This is a genomic window from Bradyrhizobium sp. USDA 4538 (genome assembly GCF_024171045.1).
Lineage (GTDB): Bacteria > Pseudomonadota > Alphaproteobacteria > Rhizobiales > Xanthobacteraceae > Bradyrhizobium > Bradyrhizobium australafricanum.
In genome coordinates, this window is record NZ_JALJZE010000001.1 from 5,723,148 (window position 1) to 5,742,050 (window position 18,903).

Below are 18,903 nucleotides of genomic sequence, written 5' to 3' on the forward strand. Positions count from 1 at the left end.
GCATGACGGCTGAACTCAATCTGACCCGCGACCCCGCCCATCTCAGGCACGGCTCGAATATCGGCCAGCCGCTGACCCGCACCGACGGCACGCTGAAGGTGACCGGCAAGGCCCGCTATGCCGCCGACAATCATCCGCCCGGCATGGTCTATGCCGTGATCGCGACCAGCTGCATCGCGCGCGGCCGCGTCACCGCGCTCGACGTCGCCGCCGCCAAGCGCCACCCCGGCGTCATCGACGTGATGACGCCGGCGCACAAGCCGGAGCTCGCCGAAGACCCCGACGCCAAGGGCAATCCGTTCGCCTTCCGCATGGAGCTCTTGCAGAGCGACGAGGTGCGCTACGCCAACCAGGCGATCGCGGTCGTGATCGCCGAGACGCTGGAGGCCGCCACCGAAGGCGCCGCGCTGCTGTCGCCGCGCTATCAGGTCGAGATCGCGCGTGTCGGTCTCGACGCCGGCGAAGCCTACGCGCCGCCGGTGGTCGGCATCGGTAATCCCGCCGAAGTCCGGCACGGCGATATCGATGCTGGCCTTGCCGCGGCATCGAAGCGGATCGACGCAACTTACGAGACGCCGGCGCAGTATCACAACGCGATGGAGCCGCACGCGATCGTCGCGGTGTGGGACGGCGATCGCTTGTTCCTCGACACGCCGAGCCAGGGCATGGCGATGGCGCAGATGCGGATCGGCGGCCTGTTCGGCATTCCGCCCGGCAACATCCACATCAACAGCCCGTTCCTCGGCGGCGGCTTCGGCTCCAAGGGCCTGGTCTCCGGGCCGCAGGTGCTCGGCGTCATGGCGGCGAAGCTGGTCGGGCGTCCGGTCAAGCTGGTGCTGCGGCGGAGCCAGATGTATGGCCCGGTCGGCCATCGTCCGCAGACCCGCCAGCGCATCCGGATCGGCACCGGTGAAGACGGCCTGCTGACCGCGCTGGATCACGAGGCGCGCGTCACGACGTCGAGCTTCGACGATTTCTACGAGCCGGCGGCCGACGCCTCGCATACGCTCTATGCGAGCCCGGCAATCCGCACCGCGCATGAGGCGGTGCGCGTCGACACCGGCACGCCGCTGTTCATGCGCGCGCCGGGCGAGGCCACCGGATCGATCGCGCTGGAAAGCGCGATCGACGAGGCGGCGTTCGCCTGCGGCATCGATCCCCTGGAATTCCGGCTGAAGAACTACGCCGAGGTCGAGCCGACCACCGGCAAGCCGTTTTCCTCGAAGGCGCTGCGGCAGTGCTACGCCAAGGCCGCCGAGCGTTTCGGCTGGGCGGGGCGTCCACTGCAGCCAAGGCAGATGCGCGACGAGAACGGCTTTCTGATCGGCTGGGGCATGGGCACCGCGACCTTCCCGGCGCTGATGTTCCAGGGCAATGCCCGCGCCGTGATCCGCGCCGACGGACGCGGCGTGATGGAGAGTGGCGCGCATGACATGGGGCAGGGCGCCTGGACCGCGCTCACGCAAATCTCGGCCGATGCGCTGGCGCTTGATCTCGAGCAGATCTCGTTCCTGTCGGGCACGTCGGACCTGCCGGATGCCGGCATCGCCGGCGGCTCCGCGCACACCGCAACGGTCGGTGCCGCGATCCACAATGCCGGTGCGGCGGTGATCGCAAAACTCGCCGAGCTTGCGACCTCCGATGAGCGCTCGCCGCTGTTCGGCGCCGGCAATGCCGGCGTGGTGGCGCGGGCCGGGCGGCTCCATCGCCGCGACGATGATGCACGCAGCGAAAGCTACGCCGAGATCCTGGCGCGCGCCGGCGTTGCCGAGGTCGAGGCCTCCGGCACGGGTGCGGCCGATCCGGCGGCGCAAGCGCAATATGCGATGCACGCGCATGGCGCTGTTTTTGCCGAGGTGAAGGTCGATCCGGAGCTCGGCCAGATCCGCGCCACGCGGCTGGTCGGCGCGTTCGCCGCAGGGCGCATCATCAATCCGTTGATGGTGCAGAGCCAGCTGCGCGGCGGCATGATCTGGGGCCTTTCCTTCGCGCTGCACGAGGAGGCGGTGATGGACAAGCGGTCCGGCCGCATCCTGAATGCCAACCTTGCCGAGTATCATGTGCCCGTGAATGCCGACGTGCCGCCGATGGAGGTGATCACGGTCGACGAGCACGATCCCCATGTGAACCCGCTCGGCATCAAGGGCGTCGGCGAGATCGGCATCACCGGCAGCGCCGGCGCCGTTGCCAACGCCGTCTTCCACGCCACCGGCATCCGCGTGCGGAATTTCCCGATCAAGATCGAGGAAGTGGTGATGGGGTTGAGGTGATGCGGCTCGACGTGAGGGCTCCGTAATAACAGGTGTCGTCCCGGCGAAAGCCGGGACCCATAACCACAGGGTCGGTGTTGTTTAAGAAGGCTACGGCCCCAGCGTCGCGCGATAACGCCCATTAGTGGTAATGGGTCCCGCCCCCCGTGCGCAATTGCGCACTAGGCCGGGACGACGCTGGATGGTTTTCGCCGGGACGACGGCGGAGGGAGATGGGCCGTCACCCCGCCGCCGTCACGCAATTCACCCACAGCACCACGGCCTTCGCATCGCGCGCGGGATTGGAGAACCGGTGCGGCCTCCGGCTCGCGAATCTGAAGCTGTCGCCTTGCTTCAGAGTCCAGGTCTCCGTGTCCACCGTCAGCGTCATCTCGCCCTGGAGCACGAGGCCGGCCTCTTCGCCGTCATGGGTATAGAACTCGTCGCCGGTGTTGCCGCCGGGCTCGAGATGCACCAGGAACAGGTTGAGCCGGCTCTCGCTGCCGGCCGGGCTCAGCAGCTGCTTTGAAATTCCCGTGCGCCACAGCTTCAGCTCGGCGCGCTGGACCTCGCGGGTCACGATGCCGCCGGCGCCGTCATCCCTGGGCGTCGCGCCGAACAGCGCGGCGATGCCGACGCCGAGTACGTCGGCCAATGTCGCCAGCACGCGCAGCGAGGGCGACGACAGGCCGCGCTCGATCTGGCTGATGAAGCCGATCGACAAATCGGTGCGCGCGGCGACCACCTCCAGCGACATTTCCTTGCTGCGGCGCAGGTCGCGGATGCGGCGTCCGACCGCGAGATCCATCGCCGGCTCCGCCGGCTTGCCGGCCGGCTTCCTGGCCGGTTTCTTGGCCGCGCGGCGTGCCGTTGCGGGCTTCGCTGCCGCGCCTTTACGCATTCTCTTGCCGCCGCTCACGTCAGTCCGCTTCCTTCATGTGCATGAAAACCGCTTGCATTGGCCGCGGTTTCGTGACCACAATTTCATATTGGTGAAAATAGGCCGGAACGGCGTCGACCGCAACCAAAAGCCCGAAACGCGCGGGCGATGCGGCGCCAAGGCCAGCTTCGGGAGGTGTTGCGATGTCGTTTCAGCGTCTCGTCCAGGCCGCGGTGGCGGCGCTTGCCCTTGCCTTGAGCGCGCCGTCAGGGGCGCAGCAGGTGCTGAAGGTCGGCTCGACCCCGACCGGCATTCCCTTCACCTTCCTCGACACCAAGACCAATTCGATCCAGGGTATCATGGTCGATCTCGCCACCGAGATCGGCAAGGATGCCGGCTTTACCGTGCAGATCGAGCCGATGCAGTTCTCGGCGCTGATCCCTTCGCTGACCGCGAACAAGATCGACATCATTGCCGCCGCGATGTTCGCCACCGCCGCGCGCAAGGAGGTGATCGACTTCTCCGAGCCGGTCTACACCTATGGTGAAGGTTTGGTGGTGCCGAAGGCCGACACCAAGGCCTATGCCTCGCAGGAGGATCTGAAGGGCACCGTGGTCGGCGCCCAGGTCGGCACGGCGTTCGTCGATGCGCTGAAGAAGACCGGGCTGTTCAGCGAGGTCAAGGTCTACGATACCATTCCCGACATCCTGCGCGACGTGAATGCCGGCCGCCTCAAGGCCGGCTTCGCCGACTATCCGATCCTCGCCTACAATCTGCAGCAGGGCAATTTCGCCGACGTCCGTTTGGTCGACGGCTACAAGCCGGTCACCGTCGGCACCGTCGCGATCGGTGTCCGCAAGAGCGACACGGAGCTGCTCGCGAAGATCAATGCCTCGCTCGCCAAGCTGAAGGCGAACGGCACGATCGCCAAGATCTTAGAAAAGTGGGGCCAGAAGGCCAACGCATCGTGAGTATTCATGTCCCGAAGTGATCCGTCACCCTGAGGTGCGAGCGAAGCGAGCCTCGAAGGGTCGACGGCCACCAGCCGGGCCGTACATCCTTCGAGACGCGGCGAAGACGCCGCTCCTCAGGATGACGGAGGTAACGTTCGAATAGTGTCGGGACTGGATACGTTTGAGCCGATGCAAAAATTCTTCCATGACGCCGTCGAGTTCGTGCCGATCCTGCTGCAGGGTGTCTGGCTGACCATCGTCGTCACCATCGGCTCGCTGTTGCTGTCGACCGTGCTCGGGCTGGTGTGGGCCTTGATGCGGGTGTCCGGCATCGGCGTCCTGGTCGGGCTCAGCGCCTCGTTGATCAACGTGATCCGCGGCATCCCGATCATCGTGCTGCTGTTCTACATCTACTTCGTGATGCCAGATTTCGGCATCGCGCTGTCGGCGCTGCAGGCCGCGATCATCGGGCTCGGCATCGCCTATTCGGCCTATCAGGCGGAAAATTTCCGCGCCGGCATCGAGGCGATCGACAAGGGGCAGATCGAGGCAGCGCAGACCATCGGAATGGGCTGGTGGCTCACCATGCGCCGCGTGGTGCTGCCGCAGGCGGTTCGGATCATCCTGCCACCCTACGGCAACATCATGATCATGATGCTGAAGGATTCCTCGCAGGCGTCCACCATCACGGTCGCCGAACTGGCGCTGCAGGGCAAGCTGATCGCATCCTCGACCTTCAAGAACACCAGCGTGTTCACCCTGGTGGCGCTGATGTATCTCACCATGAGCATCCCGCTCATCCTGCTGGTTCGGCACTTCGAGAACAAGGCGAACCGCAAATGATCGAGCTCAACGACGTCCACAAGAGCTTTGGCAAGGTCGAGGTGCTGAAGGGCATCACCGCCTCCGTCGCCAGGAGCGAGGTAGTCTGCATCATCGGCCCGTCCGGCTCCGGCAAGTCGACCATCCTGCGCTGCATCAACGGGCTCGAGAGCTACGATCGCGGCGAGATCAGCGTCGAGGGCGCACGCGTCGACAGCAATGACCGCTCGATCGTGGCGATCCGCACCCAGGTCTCGATGGTGTTCCAGCGCTTCAACCTGTTCCCGCATCGCACCGCGCTCGAGAACGTCATCGAGGGGCCGCTTTATGTGAAGAAGGAGCCGCGCGAGCAGGCGATCGCCCGCGGCCGCGCGCTGCTCGCGCAGGTCGGGCTCGCCGACAAGGCCGAGGTGCACCCGCCAAAACTCTCCGGCGGCCAGCAGCAGCGCGTCGCGATCGCGCGGGCGCTGGCGATGCAGCCGAAGGCGATCTTGTTCGACGAGCCGACCTCCGCGCTCGATCCGGAGCTGGTCGGCGAGGTGCTGTCGGTGATGCGCAAGCTCGCCGACGACGGCATGACCATGGTCGTCGTCACCCATGAAATGGGCTTTGCCCGCGACGTCGCCGACCGCGTGCTGTTCATCGACGGCGGCGTCATCGTCGAGCAGGGCGCCGCCAAATCCGTCCTCAACCAACCCCAGCACCCGCGCACCCAGGATTTCCTGCGCCGCGTGCTGCATCCGCTGTGATCAGGTCACTTGAAATGAACGCGCCAATCCGCCTGCCGCTGCCGCCGAGCCTCTATGCCGACACCGCGGTGCAGGCGACGCCGACGCCTCAGCTCACATCGGACAAGAGCGTGCCGGTGGCGATCATCGGCGGCGGCTTCACCGGCCTGTCGACCGCGCTGCACCTCGCCGAGCAGGGCGTGCTTGCGACCGTGCTGGAAGCGCAGGAGCCGGGCTGGGGTGCCTCGGGCAACAATGGCGGGCAGACCAATCCCGGACTGAAGCACGACCCGGACCAGATCGAAGCGGATTTCGGCGCTGATCTCGGCCGCCGCATGATCGAATTCTCCTATGGCACCACCAACTTCACGCATGATTTGATCCGCCGCTACCAGATCCCCTGCGAGGCCAGGCAGAACGGCACGCTGCGCGCGGCCTACAACGAAGCCAGCGCAGCGGCGATCGAGACCACGGCAAAGCAATGTATCCGGCGCGGCATGCCGGTGAAGCTGCTCGACGCCGCCGAGATGCGCCAGATGACCGGCAGCGACCGTTACCTCTGCGCCATGCTGGATGCGCGCGGCGGCGATTTGCATCCGCTGAGCTATGCGCGGGGCCTTGCGCGCGCCGCGATCGGGGCCGGCGTCGCCGTCCATGGCGAGACCCCGGCGCTGCGGCTGCGCCGCGACGGCGGCCGCTGGCGGATCGAGACGCCGCGCGCGGTCGTGCTCGCCGACAAGGTGCTGCTCGCGACCAACGGCTTTACCGATGATCTCTGGCCGGCGCTTCGCCGCAGCATCGTGCCGGTGTTCTCGTCGATCGCGGCGACCGCGCCGCTGTCCGAGGCGATCGCCCGCGCGATCATGCCGACCCGGCCGGTGCTCTACGAAAGCGGCCACATCACGGTCTATTACCGCATCGACCAGCACAACCGGCTCTTGATGGGCGGCCGCGGCCCGATGCGCTGGATCAGCAAGCCGGCCGACGTCGCCTATCTGATCCGTTACGCCGAGCGGCTATGGCCGCAGCTCAAGGGCGTCAGCTGGACCCACGGCTGGAACAGCCGCCTTGCCATCACCGCCGATCACTACCCGCATGTCCATGAGCCCGCGGAGAATTTGCTGATCTCGCTCGGCTGTAACGGCCGCGGCGTCGCGCTCTCGACCGCGATGGGCGCACAGCTGGCGCGCCGGCTGATCGGCGGCCCCAAGGCCGAGATCGACATGCCCGTGACCGGTATCAAACCGATCCCGATGCACGCCTTCTGGCGGGTCGGCGTCACCACGGCCGTGCTGACCGGCCGGGTGCGGGACTACCTCGGTGTGTGAGGCATTTAACACAATTACAGAATGTGCTGGGCTAATCTCGCGCGTCGGATATATTCGCAGTCTTTACTGGAAGGCTGTTCATGCAGTGCGAGCGATGCGGCCGCGCAAACCGGGCTGGCAACGATTATTGTGAAGATTGCGGTGCGCCATTAGGCCTCAAATGTGACTCCTGTCAGCATGTGAATGGGCCCTCCAGCCGCTTCTGCGGCCGCTGCGGGACCGCGCTCGCCGCGGGCAGCGTCCGTCCCGACGCGCCATCGCAGCGGCTGCTCCGTTCGCTCAGCACCAAGGGCGGCGAACGCAAGAACCTCACTCTGCTGTTTGCCGATATCCGCAACTCGACCAATCTGATCGACAGCCTCGGCGATCCCGAACTCGGGATGCGGCGCCTCGAGCCGGTGCTCGACCTGATGAAGGAAGCCGTCCACCGCTACGACGGCATCGTCAACAAGATCCAGGGCGACGGCGTCATGGCGCTGTTCGGCGCGCCGCCGCGCCCGCATGAAGATCATGCGGTCCGCGGCTGTCTCGCCGCGCTCGCCATGCAGGATTCGGTGGCCAGGCTCGCCGATCCCGGCATGCAGATCCGGGTCGGGCTGCACACCGGCGAAGTCGTCGTTCAAACGGTGGAAAACACAATCTATCAGACCTACGACGCCGCCGGCGCCAACGTCCATATCGCCAACCGGATGGAGCAGATGGCCGATGAGGGGGCGATCCTCATCACGCGGGACACCTATCTCGGCGCCAGGCAATTCGTCGAGGTCATGCCGCTCGGCATGCAGACCATTCGCGGCATCTCCTCGCCGGTGGAGGTCTTTCGGCTGACCGGGCTGCTCAGCGCGCCCGCCAGCGACGTTTTCCGCAGCGGCCGCCGCCTGACCTCGATGGTCAACCGGACCGAGCAGATGGCGGCGTTGGAGCATGAGCTGTCGCGTGCAGTTGGCGGCGACGGCCGGGTCGTCGGCATGGTCGGCGACGCCGGTATCGGCAAGAGCCGGCTCTGCTTCGAGTTCGCCGAAAACTGCCGCCGCAAGGGCATTCGCGTCTACGAGGCCCGCGTGCTGGCGCATGGCCGCGCAACACCGTTCCAGCCCGTGCTCGAGCTGTTGCGCGACATCTTCGGCATCCGCGCCAAGGAGCCGATCGAGACATCCCGGCGCCGCGTCATCGACCGTTTTGCCGAGATGGCCGCGTCGGAGCAGGAATTGCTGGTGCTGCTCGAATTCCTCGGCCTTGCCGATCCGGAGCATCCGGCCCCGAAGCTCGATCCGCGTGCGCTGCGGCTGCAACTGCTCGATCTCGTTCGAACGCTGGTGCATGCGCGCCCCGGCGACACGCCGGCGGTCGTCATGATCGAGGACCTGCACTGGATCGATGCCGCGAGCGAAGAGTTCGTCGAGACGCTGGTCGATGCCATCGTCGGCACCGCGACGTTGCTGGTGGTCAATTTCAGGCCGGGCTTCACGGCACCTTTCATGCAGCGGTCGCACTACCGTCAGATCGCAATCCCGCCGCTGCCGTGGTCCGATTCGAACGAGCTGCTCCGCGAGCATTTCGGCAGGCATCCCTCGCTGGCCTCGCTGAGCAGCAATGTCATCGAACGCGCGCAGGGCAATCCGTTCTTCATCGAGGAGCTTGCCAACACCGTCGTGGAGCGCGGCAATGTCGAGGGCGAACGCGGCAACTACCGGCTCAAGCATGGCGTCGATGCGGTGCCGCTGCCCGCAACGGTGCAGGCTGTCGTGGCCGCCCGCATCGATCACCTCGAGGATATCGCCAAGCAGGTGCTCGAGACGGCGGCGGTGATCGGCCGGCTGGTTGCGATGTCGGTGCTGCGCCCGGTCGCGGCGCTGCCGAACGACGATTTGCAGAACGCCATCGCGCAGCTGCGCCAGGCCGAGCTGCTGTACGACCTGCCGCCCTACGACAAGGGACTGCTGGCGTTTCGCCATCCATTGATCCAGGAGGTCGCCTACGCAACGCAGTTGCGGTCGCGGCTGACCACGCTGCATGCGACCGTCGCCAAGGCGATCGAGGGCTTCGACTGGGGCAAGCTCGACGAGTTTGCCGGGCTGCTCGCCTATCACTACGAGGCCGCGGGCCAGCCGCTGGAGGCGGTCACCCATTTGCAGCGTGCGGCGCGCTGGATCGGCAAGACCAACTCCGCCGAGGCAATGAAGAGCTGGAAAAAGGTTCGCGCCCTGCTGCAGGACCAGCCCCCGTCCGAATATGTCGACCGGCTGCGGGCGATGTCGAGCGGCCAGATCCTCAACTTCGGCTGGCGTGAGGGGATGTCCGCCGAAGAGGTCAAGCCCTACGCCGAAGAGGCGATCAAATACGCACGCGCGGCGGACCCGGTGCACGAGCCGATCCTGCTCGGCGCCTACGGCAGGATCCTGGCCGCTACCGCGGCCGCCGACGACTATGTCAATCTCGTGCAGGACGCCTTGAAGCTCACCTCCGGCACCGGGGACGTCGGACGGTTTGCGACGGTCAATGCCATGCTGAGCCAGGCGTTCTTCCTGTCGGGCCGTCTTGCCGAGGCGCTCGACGCCGGGCAGGTGGCGGTTGCCGCGATTGCCGAGCAGGGCGGTTTTCACAACAACGTCACACTCGGCCTCAACCCGAACCAGATTCTCGGCTTCGACGTCGAGCACTGGATCAGGTGTCTCGGCACCAGAATTCTGGTGCGGCTCGGCCGATTCGACGAGGCCGAACGGCGGATCGCCGAGGTGCTGCGGGCCGAGCCGGAGCGCTTCGCCGCCGTCGTGCAGTTCATTCCGCATTTTGCGATGGTGGAGATGGGCTGGAGCCGCGGCCGGCCGGAGCTCGCCAAGCCGCATGCGGCGAGGATCGCCGAACTGGCCGAGCAGTCCGGCACGCCCTATCTGCGGGTCGCGGCGCTCGCCAGCGCCGGCCTCGCCAGCGGCGCCGCGGGCGATTTCAAGGTTGCCGCCGCCCAGCTTCAGGAAGCGATCGACTTTGCGCGCTCTGCGCGAGCCGGCCTCGAATTCGAGGCGCGCATGCTGGCGGATCTGGCCGAGGCGCTCTATCGCGCCGCCGACCACCATGCGGCCCTGCAAGCGGTGGACGAGGCGCTAATGGTCGCGCGGCGAAGGACCGATCGCATCGCCGAACTGCACGCGACCGTGCTGCGCGGCCTGATCGTTTGCGCCTTGGGCAGCACGTCACATGAGGAGCTTGACGAGATTGTCGGCGGCGCCCAGAATCTGCTCGATGTCTCGGGGGCAGTCTATTTCACACCACAACTCGATCAGCTTCGATTGCATCTTGAGCGACGCTAGACGCGACGATTTTTCATTTCTGGAAACAAGGTACTGAGGGGGTTTTAATGGGACGGATGATTCAAGACGATACGACGCGCGATGTCCTTGATCTGCTGAACAAGCGGTTTGGTCCCGGCGGGATCATGGAGATGGTGGAGCTGCAGAAGGAGTTCGACATCTTCTCTCCCAATCATCCCCTCGAACAGTCGTTCCGGCTGATCGGGATCGAGCCGGCCGACCGGGTCGAGCGGAAGCGCTGGTATACTTTCCTCGGCACGCTGAAGGACTATCCTTCCGATCAGCCCAATGTGAGCGGATACAAGCGGGTGGTCCAGGCGTTCCGACAGGCGCTCACGCAGGGTCCGTATCTGCCGGTGCTCGTTAGAGTTCACGCCATGAAGGAAAATCCGAAGGTGACGTTTGCAGCCGATGGCCATACGCCGCTGATCTACTCGACCCAGTCGTATCGGGTTCTGTCGATCCCGACCAAGCCAAGCCAGGTCGCCCGCAAGGAGCTTGCCGCGATGGCGAAGCAGCGGCGGGCTAAAGCCAAGAAATGAGCAAGACGTGAGCATCGCAGCGGAGACCGCAGGTGTCGGCGCCGAAGGCGACCGGGCGCGGTTCTCCGACCTCTATGCCAACGTCGAATCCTACTACAGCGCGCGGGTCGCCAAATACGGCGCCACCCCGCGCGGAGTGGACTGGTCCTGCCAGGCCACCCAGGACCTTCGCTTCGTCCAGTTGCTGAAGCTCTGCGACTTCTCCGCACCGTTCAGCCTGAACGACATCGGCTGCGGATACGGCGCGCTGTGCGCCTATCTCGCAAGGCGCCATCCGCAAGCGGAAATCGATTATCTCGGGATCGATCTGTCGCTCGCCATGATCAGCCGCGCGCGCCGCCGTTTCTCGGCGCCGGGGCGCCGCTTCAAGGTCGGCAAGGGCAGCCTGCGTCGCGCGACCTATTCGGTCGCGAGCGGCATCATGAATGTCGATGTCGGCGGCTGCCGTCGATCCTGGGAGGCATTTGTCGCCGGGATGCTGGCCGACCTGCGCCGCGCCAGCCTGCGTGGCTTCAGCGTCAACTTCGTCACCGGCGGGACGGAAGGCACGGCGGCCGCCGATGCGTCGCCGGTGCAGCTCTATTGCACCAGCCCCGAGCCATGGATCGATTATTGCGAACGCGAGCTTGGCTGCACCGTCGAGACCGTCGACGGCTACGGACTGAACGAAGCCACCCTGCTGGCGCGATGTAGGGATTTCTGATCGATCGGACCTGTGCCAGCCCAGGCAGATGGGAGCAGGTCGAGAGGCGTGACGCGATCGAATCCTGCCGCACGGCTATAGCTTGTCCAGAATCCGCAACTCGGCCGTGGCGCTGGCGACCGTCACATCGCTGGCGTCGATCAGATCGGCTTCGACGATCATGTCGCGGTCGGTCTGCGAGATGACCTTCGCCTTGGCCGTGATCGGGCCGATGCGCGCCGGTTTGAGAAACCGCGTGGTGAGGGTCCTCGTCACGACGGTCCGCGTTGCGGGCAGCGCTGCGAGGGCGCCGAGACCGGTGGCTGAATCCAGCATCGCGGCAAGGAAACCACCCTGGATCGTTCCGTGGCGGTTGGTGAACGAGGGTTGGGCCTCGAAGCGGACTGTGGCGATTTCACCGTCGAAGCCCAGCCACTCGCGTCCAAGAAGTCGCGCGCCGGGCGGCACGTATGCGCTTGCTTCACTCAAGCCGGTCACCGCAATTGTTGTCGGTCCAAATGTATCAGCCCGTTCGGGTCATGCAATAAACTCAGTGTCGTCCCTGCCTAGTGCGCAATTGCGCACGGGAGCAGGGACGACGACCTCAATGAACCGCGACTTGCCGTCACCCCTCCGCGACCGCGTCGCCCCAGGGCTGGAACGGCTCGGTGACGCCGCTGTTGGTGGCGCCGTCGCGCAGCACGACGCTCGGGCAGGCGAACTTCATCGGCAGGGTCTGGATGCGGGCCTCCTCGAAGTCGAAGCGGCCGCGCAGCGCCTCGCGCACGCTGGCGGGCAGGCGCTTGTCGCCGATCACCACGGCGCCTTCGCTGGCGTCGATGCGGGGCTGGTGGATCGCGGCGTCGAGATCCATGCCGAAATCCATCACGAAGGAGAGCAGTTGCGACACTGCCGGCAGGATGCGGCGGCCGCCCGATGCGCCCGCGGCGAGCGTGCGGCCGTCGGCGGCCTGCGCCACGACTGGCGTGTAGTTGGTCAGGCAGCGCTTGCCGGGAGCGAGCGAGTTCGGATTGCCTTGCGTCGGGTCGAACCACATGATGCCGTTGTTCATGGTCAGCCCGGTGTTCGGCGTCACGAATTTGGAGCCGAAGGTCGACAGCAGCGTCTGCGTCACCGCGGCCATGTTGCCGTCGCGGTCGACCGCGGAGAAATGCGTGGTGCAGCTTGGCGCGATTGCTTCGGCGCCGAGCGCGCGGCGGCCGTCGACGTCGCCCATGTCCTTCAGCCGCTCGCGATAGGCGGCTTGCAGCGCCTCGGCATAGGCTGCGTAGGCCGCCGCATCCGGACCGCCCTGCGCGGGCGCCAGCGCCTTTTGCAAAAGGCCGAGCGTGCGCGCCATGGTCGGACCCGCGGTCAGCTCCGGCGTCGCATAGACCGTGCCGCCGCGATAGGGAATTTTCAACGGCTCGCGCAGATGGGCACGGAAGGCGGCGAGGTCGCGCACCGACAGCGCGCCGCCGGCGGCCTGGATGTCGTCGGCGATGCTGCGCGCCAGATCGCCCTCGTAGAAATCGCGCGGGCCGGCCGCGGCGAGCTGCGCCATCGTGGCCTTCAGCCTGTCCTGCGGCATGCGGACCACCGACCTGATGCCCCATTGCGCATTCGGCGGCAGGCCATCTTGCAGATACGCCGCCGCGCTGGCGGGATAGCGCCGCAGATCGGCCGCGGAGCTTGCGATCATCGCGGTGGTCCACCAATCGACCAAAAGGCCCTCGCCGGCGAGCTTGACGCTCGGCGCCAGCAGATCCTTCCACGCCATTTTGGCGTGGCGGCGATGCGCTTCCTCCATGCCGGCAACGACGCCGGGCACCGCGATCGAGCCGGGGCCGTGCAGGTTGCGGTCGTCCTTGACCCGCGCCCAGGGGAACAGGTCGGAGGCCGCACCGCCGGTCAGCGGATAATCCTCGATGCGCAGGCCGTCGGGCGCGCGCATGCCGTAGTCGATCACCTCGACGCGGTTCTCCTTGGCGCGATAGAGCACCATCGCGCCGCCGCCGCCGGCGCCGCTCATCCACGGCTCCACGACGCCAAGCGCGAAGGTGGTTGCGATCACGGCGTCGACACAATCGCCACCATCAGCCAATACCTCCGCGCCGACCTCGGCCGCCTTGCGCGACTGTGCGGCGACGATGCCGCCCTTGGCGCTGACGGCCGGCTTGCGGATCACTTGCGAGTTGGAGAACTGGTCGGACATGGCGTTGCTTTCGCTGTTCTTGTTGCGGGTGGGACACGTTGGCGTAGCATGCCAAGCATGGCACTGTCAGTGCAACAACAAGAACCAATTTCAGGGAGCGGAAAATGACTGGTGTGAAGCGTGAACGGGACGGCAAGGTCGGCATCCTGACGCTCAACGATCCCGCGAGCCTGAACGCCATGACGCCGGAACTGCTCGGCGATCTCGCGCGCGCCGTCGGCGAGATGAGCCTCGACCCGGACATCCGCGCGCTGGTCCTGACCGGGGAGGGACGCGGCTTCTGCTCCGGGCAGAACCTCAAGGCGTTCCAGTCGCTCGGCGACAATATCTACACCGGCGTGATGAGGCATTATTGGCCGGCGATGCAGGCCTTGCGCGAATGCCGCGTGCCGGTGGTGGTCGCGGTCAACGGCGTCGCGGCCGGCGGCGGCTTCAGCCTCGCGATGTCCGGCGACATCATCCTGGCGGCGCGCTCGGCGAGCTTCATCCAGGTGTTCAGCCGTATCGGCCTGGTGCCCGATCTCGGCTCGACCTGGCTGTTGCCGCGCCTGATCGGCCGCCAGCGCGCGCTCGACCTGATGCTGCTGAACGAGCCGCTGCCGGCCGAGCGGGCCAAGGAGTGGGGGTTGGTGCGCGACGTGGTCGACGATGCAAAACTGCTCGACGAGGCAAAGGCGCTCGCCGGCCGTCTCGCCGACGGACCGACGCGCGCGCTGGTCGCGACCCGGCAACTGCTCGAGGAGAGCGAGCACGCCAGCTACGCCGATCAGTTCCGCCGCGAGATCGAGCTGCAGCAGGTGATCCGCGAGAGCGCCGACGCGAAGGAAGGCCGCCAGGCCTTCGTCGAGAAGCGCAAGGCCCAGTTCACGGGACGCTAGAGCGGGATGAGCTTACCTAAATCGAGCGGCGGGCTCCGCTTCACCTCGCCCCGCGTGCGGGGAGAGGTCGGAACGCATCGTTCGATGCGTTCCGGGTGAGGGGGAGTCTCCGCGAATACAGCTATCACCAGACATATGCGGAGGCAGCCCCTCACCCCAACCCTCTCCCCGTAAGAACGGGGCGAGAGAGCGCAGCGCCGTCGCTGTTCGGCGCAATCTCAGGATGCTCCAGGCCTTGATCGTGCGCGTGCTAGCCGATCGCAATCGCGATCTTGCCGAAATGCGCGCCGCTCGCCATGTGGGCGAACGCGGCCTTGACCTGGTCGAACGCGAACACCTTGTCGATCACGGGCTTGACGCCGTGCAGGCTGATGCCGTCGCACAGCGCCTGCAAATCCTCGATCGAGCCGACGGTGACGCCTTGCAGCCGCTGCTGTTGCATCACCATCAGCGGCAGCCGCGTGTCGGAAGAGGCGGGACCTGCGAGCACGCCGATGAAGGCGATGGTGCCGCCGATCCTGGTGGCGCGGATCGACTCGTTCAGCGTGCCGACGCCGCCGACCTCGACGACGAGATCGACACCGCGCCCGGTCAGCTCGCGCGCCTTCTTGCCCCAATCGGGCGTGGACTTGTAGTTGAGCGTGACATCGGCGCCGAGCTGTTTCAGCCGCGCGATCTTGGCGTCGCTGGAGGATGTCGCGATGACGCGGGCGCCGCACATCTTGGCGAATTGCAGCGCGAACAGCGAGACGCCGCCGGTGCCCTGGGTCAGCACCGTCTGCCCCGGCTTGAGGTCGCCGAGCTTGACCACCGCGCTCCACGCCGTGAGGCCGGCGCATGGCAGTGCCGCGGCCTCGATATCGCTGAGATGATCCGGCGTGCGCACCAGCGCATGCGCGGGGAAGACCCGGTACTCGGTCAGCACACCGTCGACGCTGCCGCCGAGCGCCGCGCGCATCCGCGCCTCGCTCGGCTCGCCGGCGAGCCAGCTTTCGAAGAAGCTGCCGATCACGCGATCGCCGGATGCGAAGCTCTGGACGCCGGCTCCGACCGCCTCGACCACGCCGGCGCCGTCGGAGACCGGCACCAGCGGAAATTTCTGGCGCGAGCCGTAACCGCCCTTGACCGTGAGCAGGTCGCGATAATTCAGCGTCGCCGCCTTCAGCCGCACCAGGACCTCGCCCGGGCCGGCTTGCGGAACAGGCTTGTCGACCAGCGCCAGCGCGTCGACGCCGCCGGGGCCTTGCAACTCATAGCATTTCACGGAACGTCTCCTGCTCGGTGCACTTGTGTTGGGCAGCGCTCGCGGCGCCGCCGCGCATGCGCCGAGCATATGTCAGGCCTGCCGCGCGTGGCCATAGCGCGCAGTGGGGTTGATGGAATGGCGCCCATGCCCGAACGCACTGGCGCGCGACCGGGAAATACAGCCAATCTGCGCCGTCAATGAAGCGACCGAGCGGAGGTGACCATGGCTGCCTTGCTTGAGACCAAGCGCGATCTGATCGCAACGCTCGCACGCGGCGCGGTCCGCGTGCTGCTTGCCGCTGCATGGATCGCTTGCGGTGGTGCGATGGCCGCAGCAGACGACAGCCTCTACCGCGCGCAAACCGTCGTCACCGGCCAGGGCGAGCCGAACCGCATCGTAGGCTTCGGGGCGTGTCTGGAGGACGTCCTGATCAAGGTTTCCGGTCAGCCAATGCTGGCAGGCGACCACCGGCTTGCCGCGTACAAATCGAAGGCCAAGGCGTTCGTCAGCAGTTTCGACTATCACGATCAATATGCCGGCAAGCCGCATCATGACGAGCAGGGCACCCGCGACCGGCCCTACGACCTGACGGTGGATTTCGACGAGAAGAAGATCGACGGCATTCTCGCCAGGCTCGGTCTCAAGCCGTGGCGGTCGCAGCGACCGGTGCTCGGCGTCTTCGCCGAGATGCAGCACGGCCCGAAGGACTACATCGTCACATCCGACGGGACGCAGTCCGACCTGCAACGCGACGCGCTTGCGGCTGCGGCCGGAAAACGCGGCATGCGCTTCGTGCTGCCCGATACAGCGGCATTGACGAGCGCCAACCTCACCGCCGCCGAACTGTTGAAGACGCCGCCGGCGAAGCTGAGTTCGATCGTCGCGGCGCAAGGCGGCGAGGCCACCCTGCTCGGTCGGCTGGTCTGGGACGACAAGGATCTCGGCTGGGCCACGCAATGGCGGGTGGCCTGGCACGGCAAGGATTACAAATGGCAGTTTCGCGGCGTCACCTTCGATGAAGCCTTCCGCCGCGGCATCGGCGGCGCCGCGCAGGTGCTGTCGGGCAATGGCGATCCGGGGCGACCAAAATAAGCTTGCGCGCGCAGCGGCTGGATCGCGCTAGCCGGCGTAGCCGAGCGTTTGCGACGGATATTCCCCGAACATCGTGCGGTAATATTGCGAGAAGCGCCCGAGCTCGATGAAGCCCTGTTCGATCGCAACCTTGGAGACGGTTGTCTGGTCGGGCGTGCTTTCGCGCAGGATCGAACGGATCGCGCAGAGCCGCTTGTAGCGCAGGAACGTTACCGGGCCGACCCCGAACACCTCGTGGAAGGCGCGGTGCAGGCTGCGTCGCGACAGCCGAAGCTCGCTGCAGATTTCCGAGACATGGACCGGGCGAGTGCCCGCGGCGTGCAGATAGTCCTCGACGTGGCGCACCAGGCGCATCGCCGACGGTAGATAGCTCGTCCCGTCGGGAGGCAACGATGTCACAACCGTCGCGGTCACGCAGTCGACGATCGCGCGCTTCCAGAAGCCGGCCGACGCGTCCGTCAAGGCGTCCGGATAGCGCGCGAGGTGCGCGACGATCCGCGGCAGTTTGTCCGCCGCGCCCATGCCGATCGTGGGATCGGCGCGAAAGTGGTTCTTCGCCTGCCAGGTCTCGGCGTCGGCGAGCCGCGGCTCGCCGCCGAATATGTCGGGCAGATCGGCGAGGTCGAAGCGGATGGCCGCGTAGGACGAAGCGCTGTGAAAGACCCCGTCATGCTCGACCGACGGCGGAATCACCAGCACATCGGCCGGCTGCATGTCGAACGCCCAATGCGTGACGCGGTCGGTCGCGTTGAGCAGCATTCCGATGATCAGCTTGGGATCGGTCGAGACGCGCTGGGTGCGGACGCCGACATTGAACGCGCCGATGCTGAGCGAAAAATCACCGATCCCGACGTGAGACAATGTGCCGCGCAGCTTGCCGCGCTCCAGCTGCATGACATCGACATGCGAGCCTTTGACGGCATCGTGGAGACCCTCGAAGCCGTCAAGCTCGCCGGTGCTGACCGTCAGGTGTTGGCCCATATCCACGTTCACAACTGCAGCGCGATTAATCTACTAAAACCAAATGCTTGAAGTCGGTACAAAAAATGTGCCCCGCGACAATGTGCTTAGATTGGTTCGATTCGCATGGCGAGATCGTGATGCGGATTTGCAAACGCGCGGATTTTCGCTTGTTTTCCGAGAAAGCAATAAGGCCGACCGGATCGGATTGATCGAATTGGAGCATCTTTCGTTAAGCCTGCACGCCTCGGGGTTGAGATTGGCACAAAGTGCACATCCCTTGTATAGTGCGTTCCGCTATCGTTTGAACTGACAGCAGAATTCGCTCGTGACAACGTCCAGTGGAACGAGTCACGATGGAGAATCCTGTGCACGCAAATGTGCACATGGATTGGCAACGGAGGAGAAAAGGGAAGAAGGCCTGACGGATCAACGCTGCCGAAAAGTGCAGCACAGAAGAATGGAAGGGCGCGACAATGCACTCAGGCACGACGCAATCATGCACGACGTTCGGTCACCGAGATCATAAGGCTCCGATCTTCAACAGGATTTTCCGTCTGGCGCTCGTTGGAGCAGCCGCGATCGTCGCGCAAGCAGGCCCGGCGTCGGCGGTCAGCATCGGCTCTTCCGCTTCACTGCCGATCATCACACAGCAGGAAGGCAGCGGTAACGTTGTGCAGGTGCGCGCTGTCGCGCGCCGGGGCGGCGTTGCCGTCGGACCGCGCGGCGGTGCGGTAGCTTACCGGAGCCGGACGGTGGTGGGGCCGGGCGTTCGCCCCGGCTGGCACGGCGGCGGAACGCGCTGGGTCGGACCGCGGCCGGGAGGTTGGGCGCGGCCCGGCTGGTACGGCTGGCCGGTCGGGGGCGCGGTCGCGGCCGGCGCAGCGATCGGGTTCGTCAGCGCGGCGAGCGCAGCCGCCTGGGCGGGACCGGCGCCGGCAGCGGGCATGTGCTGGTACTACACCGACCCGTCTCGAACACAGGGCTTCTGGGACTACTGCTCGCGGTAATGCCCAAAGA

The 18,903-nt window shown here is 66.2% G+C and carries 16 protein-coding genes; 11 read left to right on the top strand and 5 right to left on the bottom strand.

The window, feature by feature from the left end; translation table 11 throughout:
- Positions 1 to 2 precede the first annotated feature (2 nt).
- Positions 3 to 2,270 carry a xanthine dehydrogenase family protein molybdopterin-binding subunit gene (locus J2R78_RS25920; RefSeq protein WP_253607321.1) on the top strand — a complete coding sequence of 756 codons (2,268 nt, stop codon included), beginning with the start codon at positions 3 to 5 and terminating at the stop codon, positions 2,268 to 2,270.
- Between the two features lie 220 nt (positions 2,271 to 2,490).
- On the opposite strand, the gene J2R78_RS25925 is transcribed toward J2R78_RS25920, so the two are convergent.
- The gene (locus J2R78_RS25925; RefSeq protein ID WP_057015194.1) at positions 2,491 to 3,150 is read right to left on the bottom strand and encodes a cupin domain-containing protein; all 660 of its coding nucleotides are present in this window, start codon (positions 3,148 to 3,150) and stop codon (positions 2,491 to 2,493) included.
- Between the two features lie 182 nt (positions 3,151 to 3,332).
- Between J2R78_RS25925 and J2R78_RS25930 the strand changes: the two genes are divergently transcribed.
- The 7 genes from J2R78_RS25930 (at position 3,333) to J2R78_RS25960 (ending at position 11,513) form a co-directional block, all read left to right on the top strand.
- On the top strand, positions 3,333 to 4,100 hold the full coding sequence (locus J2R78_RS25930) for an ABC transporter substrate-binding protein (protein WP_253607322.1): 768 nt from the start codon (positions 3,333 to 3,335) through the stop codon (positions 4,098 to 4,100).
- Between the two features lie 171 nt (positions 4,101 to 4,271).
- Positions 4,272 to 4,925, top strand: a complete 654-nt coding sequence (locus J2R78_RS25935; RefSeq protein WP_253607323.1) for an amino acid ABC transporter permease — start codon at positions 4,272 to 4,274, stop codon at positions 4,923 to 4,925.
- Entirely contained in the window at positions 4,922 to 5,653 is a 732-nt protein-coding gene (locus J2R78_RS25940; protein ID WP_225645706.1) for an amino acid ABC transporter ATP-binding protein, read from the top strand. The genes J2R78_RS25935 and J2R78_RS25940 overlap by 4 nt, the downstream gene beginning before the upstream one ends.
- 14 nt (positions 5,654 to 5,667) lie before the next feature.
- A complete protein-coding gene (locus tag J2R78_RS25945) occupies positions 5,668 to 6,960 on the top strand; it encodes an FAD-binding oxidoreductase (RefSeq protein ID WP_253607324.1) in 1,293 nt (430 codons plus the stop codon).
- An 80-nt stretch (positions 6,961 to 7,040) separates the two neighbouring features.
- A complete protein-coding gene (locus J2R78_RS25950) occupies positions 7,041 to 10,268 on the top strand; it encodes an adenylate/guanylate cyclase domain-containing protein (RefSeq protein ID WP_253607325.1) in 3,228 nt (1,075 codons plus the stop codon).
- Between the two features lie 47 nt (positions 10,269 to 10,315).
- Positions 10,316 to 10,810, top strand: coding sequence for a hypothetical protein (locus J2R78_RS25955; protein WP_253607326.1), 495 nt, complete (start codon positions 10,316 to 10,318; stop codon positions 10,808 to 10,810).
- 7 nt (positions 10,811 to 10,817) lie between these two features.
- Positions 10,818 to 11,513, top strand: coding sequence for a class I SAM-dependent methyltransferase (locus J2R78_RS25960; RefSeq protein ID WP_253607327.1), 696 nt, complete (start codon positions 10,818 to 10,820; stop codon positions 11,511 to 11,513).
- Positions 11,514 to 11,588: 75 nt separating this feature from the next.
- On the opposite strand, the gene J2R78_RS25965 is transcribed toward J2R78_RS25960, so the two are convergent.
- Both J2R78_RS25965 and J2R78_RS25970 read right to left on the bottom strand, forming a co-directional pair.
- Entirely contained in the window at positions 11,589 to 11,990 is a 402-nt protein-coding gene (locus J2R78_RS25965) for a PaaI family thioesterase (protein ID WP_253607328.1), read from the bottom strand.
- A 127-nt stretch (positions 11,991 to 12,117) separates the two neighbouring features.
- Positions 12,118 to 13,707, bottom strand: a complete 1,590-nt coding sequence (locus J2R78_RS25970) for a gamma-glutamyltransferase (protein WP_253607329.1) — start codon at positions 13,705 to 13,707, stop codon at positions 12,118 to 12,120.
- A 104-nt stretch (positions 13,708 to 13,811) separates the two neighbouring features.
- Here J2R78_RS25970 and J2R78_RS25975 point away from each other — a divergent pair, with 104 nt between their 5' ends.
- Positions 13,812 to 14,585 (top strand): enoyl-CoA hydratase-related protein, encoded by a 774-nt coding sequence (locus tag J2R78_RS25975; RefSeq protein ID WP_026193208.1) that lies wholly within the window; start codon positions 13,812 to 13,814, stop codon positions 14,583 to 14,585.
- Positions 14,586 to 14,835: 250 nt separating this feature from the next.
- Here J2R78_RS25975 and J2R78_RS25980 read toward each other — a convergent pair whose 3' ends face one another.
- Entirely contained in the window at positions 14,836 to 15,849 is a 1,014-nt protein-coding gene (locus J2R78_RS25980) for a zinc-binding dehydrogenase (RefSeq protein WP_253607330.1), read from the bottom strand.
- A gap of 204 nt (positions 15,850 to 16,053) precedes the next feature.
- Here J2R78_RS25980 and J2R78_RS25985 point away from each other — a divergent pair, with 204 nt between their 5' ends.
- On the top strand, positions 16,054 to 16,923 hold the full coding sequence (locus J2R78_RS25985) for a DUF2066 domain-containing protein (protein WP_253607331.1): 870 nt from the start codon (positions 16,054 to 16,056) through the stop codon (positions 16,921 to 16,923).
- Between the two features lie 27 nt (positions 16,924 to 16,950).
- Here the strand turns inward: J2R78_RS25985 and J2R78_RS25990 are convergent, their stop codons facing one another.
- Positions 16,951 to 17,904, bottom strand: a complete 954-nt coding sequence (locus J2R78_RS25990) for a helix-turn-helix domain-containing protein (protein WP_253607332.1) — start codon at positions 17,902 to 17,904, stop codon at positions 16,951 to 16,953.
- Positions 17,905 to 18,359: 455 nt separating this feature from the next.
- Here J2R78_RS25990 and J2R78_RS25995 point away from each other — a divergent pair, with 455 nt between their 5' ends.
- A complete protein-coding gene (locus J2R78_RS25995; protein ID WP_253607333.1) occupies positions 18,360 to 18,893 on the top strand; it encodes a hypothetical protein in 534 nt (177 codons plus the stop codon).
- Positions 18,894 to 18,903: the final 10 nt, after the last annotated feature.

Bases quoted from the DNA above. Each gene is read 5' to 3' on its own strand.
- J2R78_RS25975 (WP_026193208.1), top strand. From the start codon at position 13,812: ATGACTGGTGTGAAGCGTGAACGGGACGGCAAGGTCGGCATCCTGACG.
- J2R78_RS25945 (WP_253607324.1), top strand. From the start codon at position 5,668: ATGAACGCGCCAATCCGCCTGCCGCTGCCGCCGAGCCTCTATGCCGAC.
- J2R78_RS25940 (WP_225645706.1), top strand. From the start codon at position 4,922: ATGATCGAGCTCAACGACGTCCACAAGAGCTTTGGCAAGGTCGAGGTG.
- J2R78_RS25950 (WP_253607325.1), top strand. From the start codon at position 7,041: ATGCAGTGCGAGCGATGCGGCCGCGCAAACCGGGCTGGCAACGATTAT.
- J2R78_RS25995 (WP_253607333.1), top strand. From the start codon at position 18,360: ATGCACTCAGGCACGACGCAATCATGCACGACGTTCGGTCACCGAGAT.
- J2R78_RS25925 (WP_057015194.1), bottom strand. From the start codon at position 3,150: ATGCGTAAAGGCGCGGCAGCGAAGCCCGCAACGGCACGCCGCGCGGCC.
- J2R78_RS25930 (WP_253607322.1), top strand. From the start codon at position 3,333: ATGTCGTTTCAGCGTCTCGTCCAGGCCGCGGTGGCGGCGCTTGCCCTT.
- J2R78_RS25935 (WP_253607323.1), top strand. From the start codon at position 4,272: ATGCAAAAATTCTTCCATGACGCCGTCGAGTTCGTGCCGATCCTGCTG.
- J2R78_RS25955 (WP_253607326.1), top strand. From the start codon at position 10,316: ATGGGACGGATGATTCAAGACGATACGACGCGCGATGTCCTTGATCTG.
- J2R78_RS25990 (WP_253607332.1), bottom strand. From the start codon at position 17,904: ATGGGCCAACACCTGACGGTCAGCACCGGCGAGCTTGACGGCTTCGAG.
- J2R78_RS25920 (WP_253607321.1), top strand. From the start codon at position 3: ATGACGGCTGAACTCAATCTGACCCGCGACCCCGCCCATCTCAGGCAC.
- J2R78_RS25970 (WP_253607329.1), bottom strand. From the start codon at position 13,707: ATGTCCGACCAGTTCTCCAACTCGCAAGTGATCCGCAAGCCGGCCGTC.
- J2R78_RS25985 (WP_253607331.1), top strand. From the start codon at position 16,054: ATGGCTGCCTTGCTTGAGACCAAGCGCGATCTGATCGCAACGCTCGCA.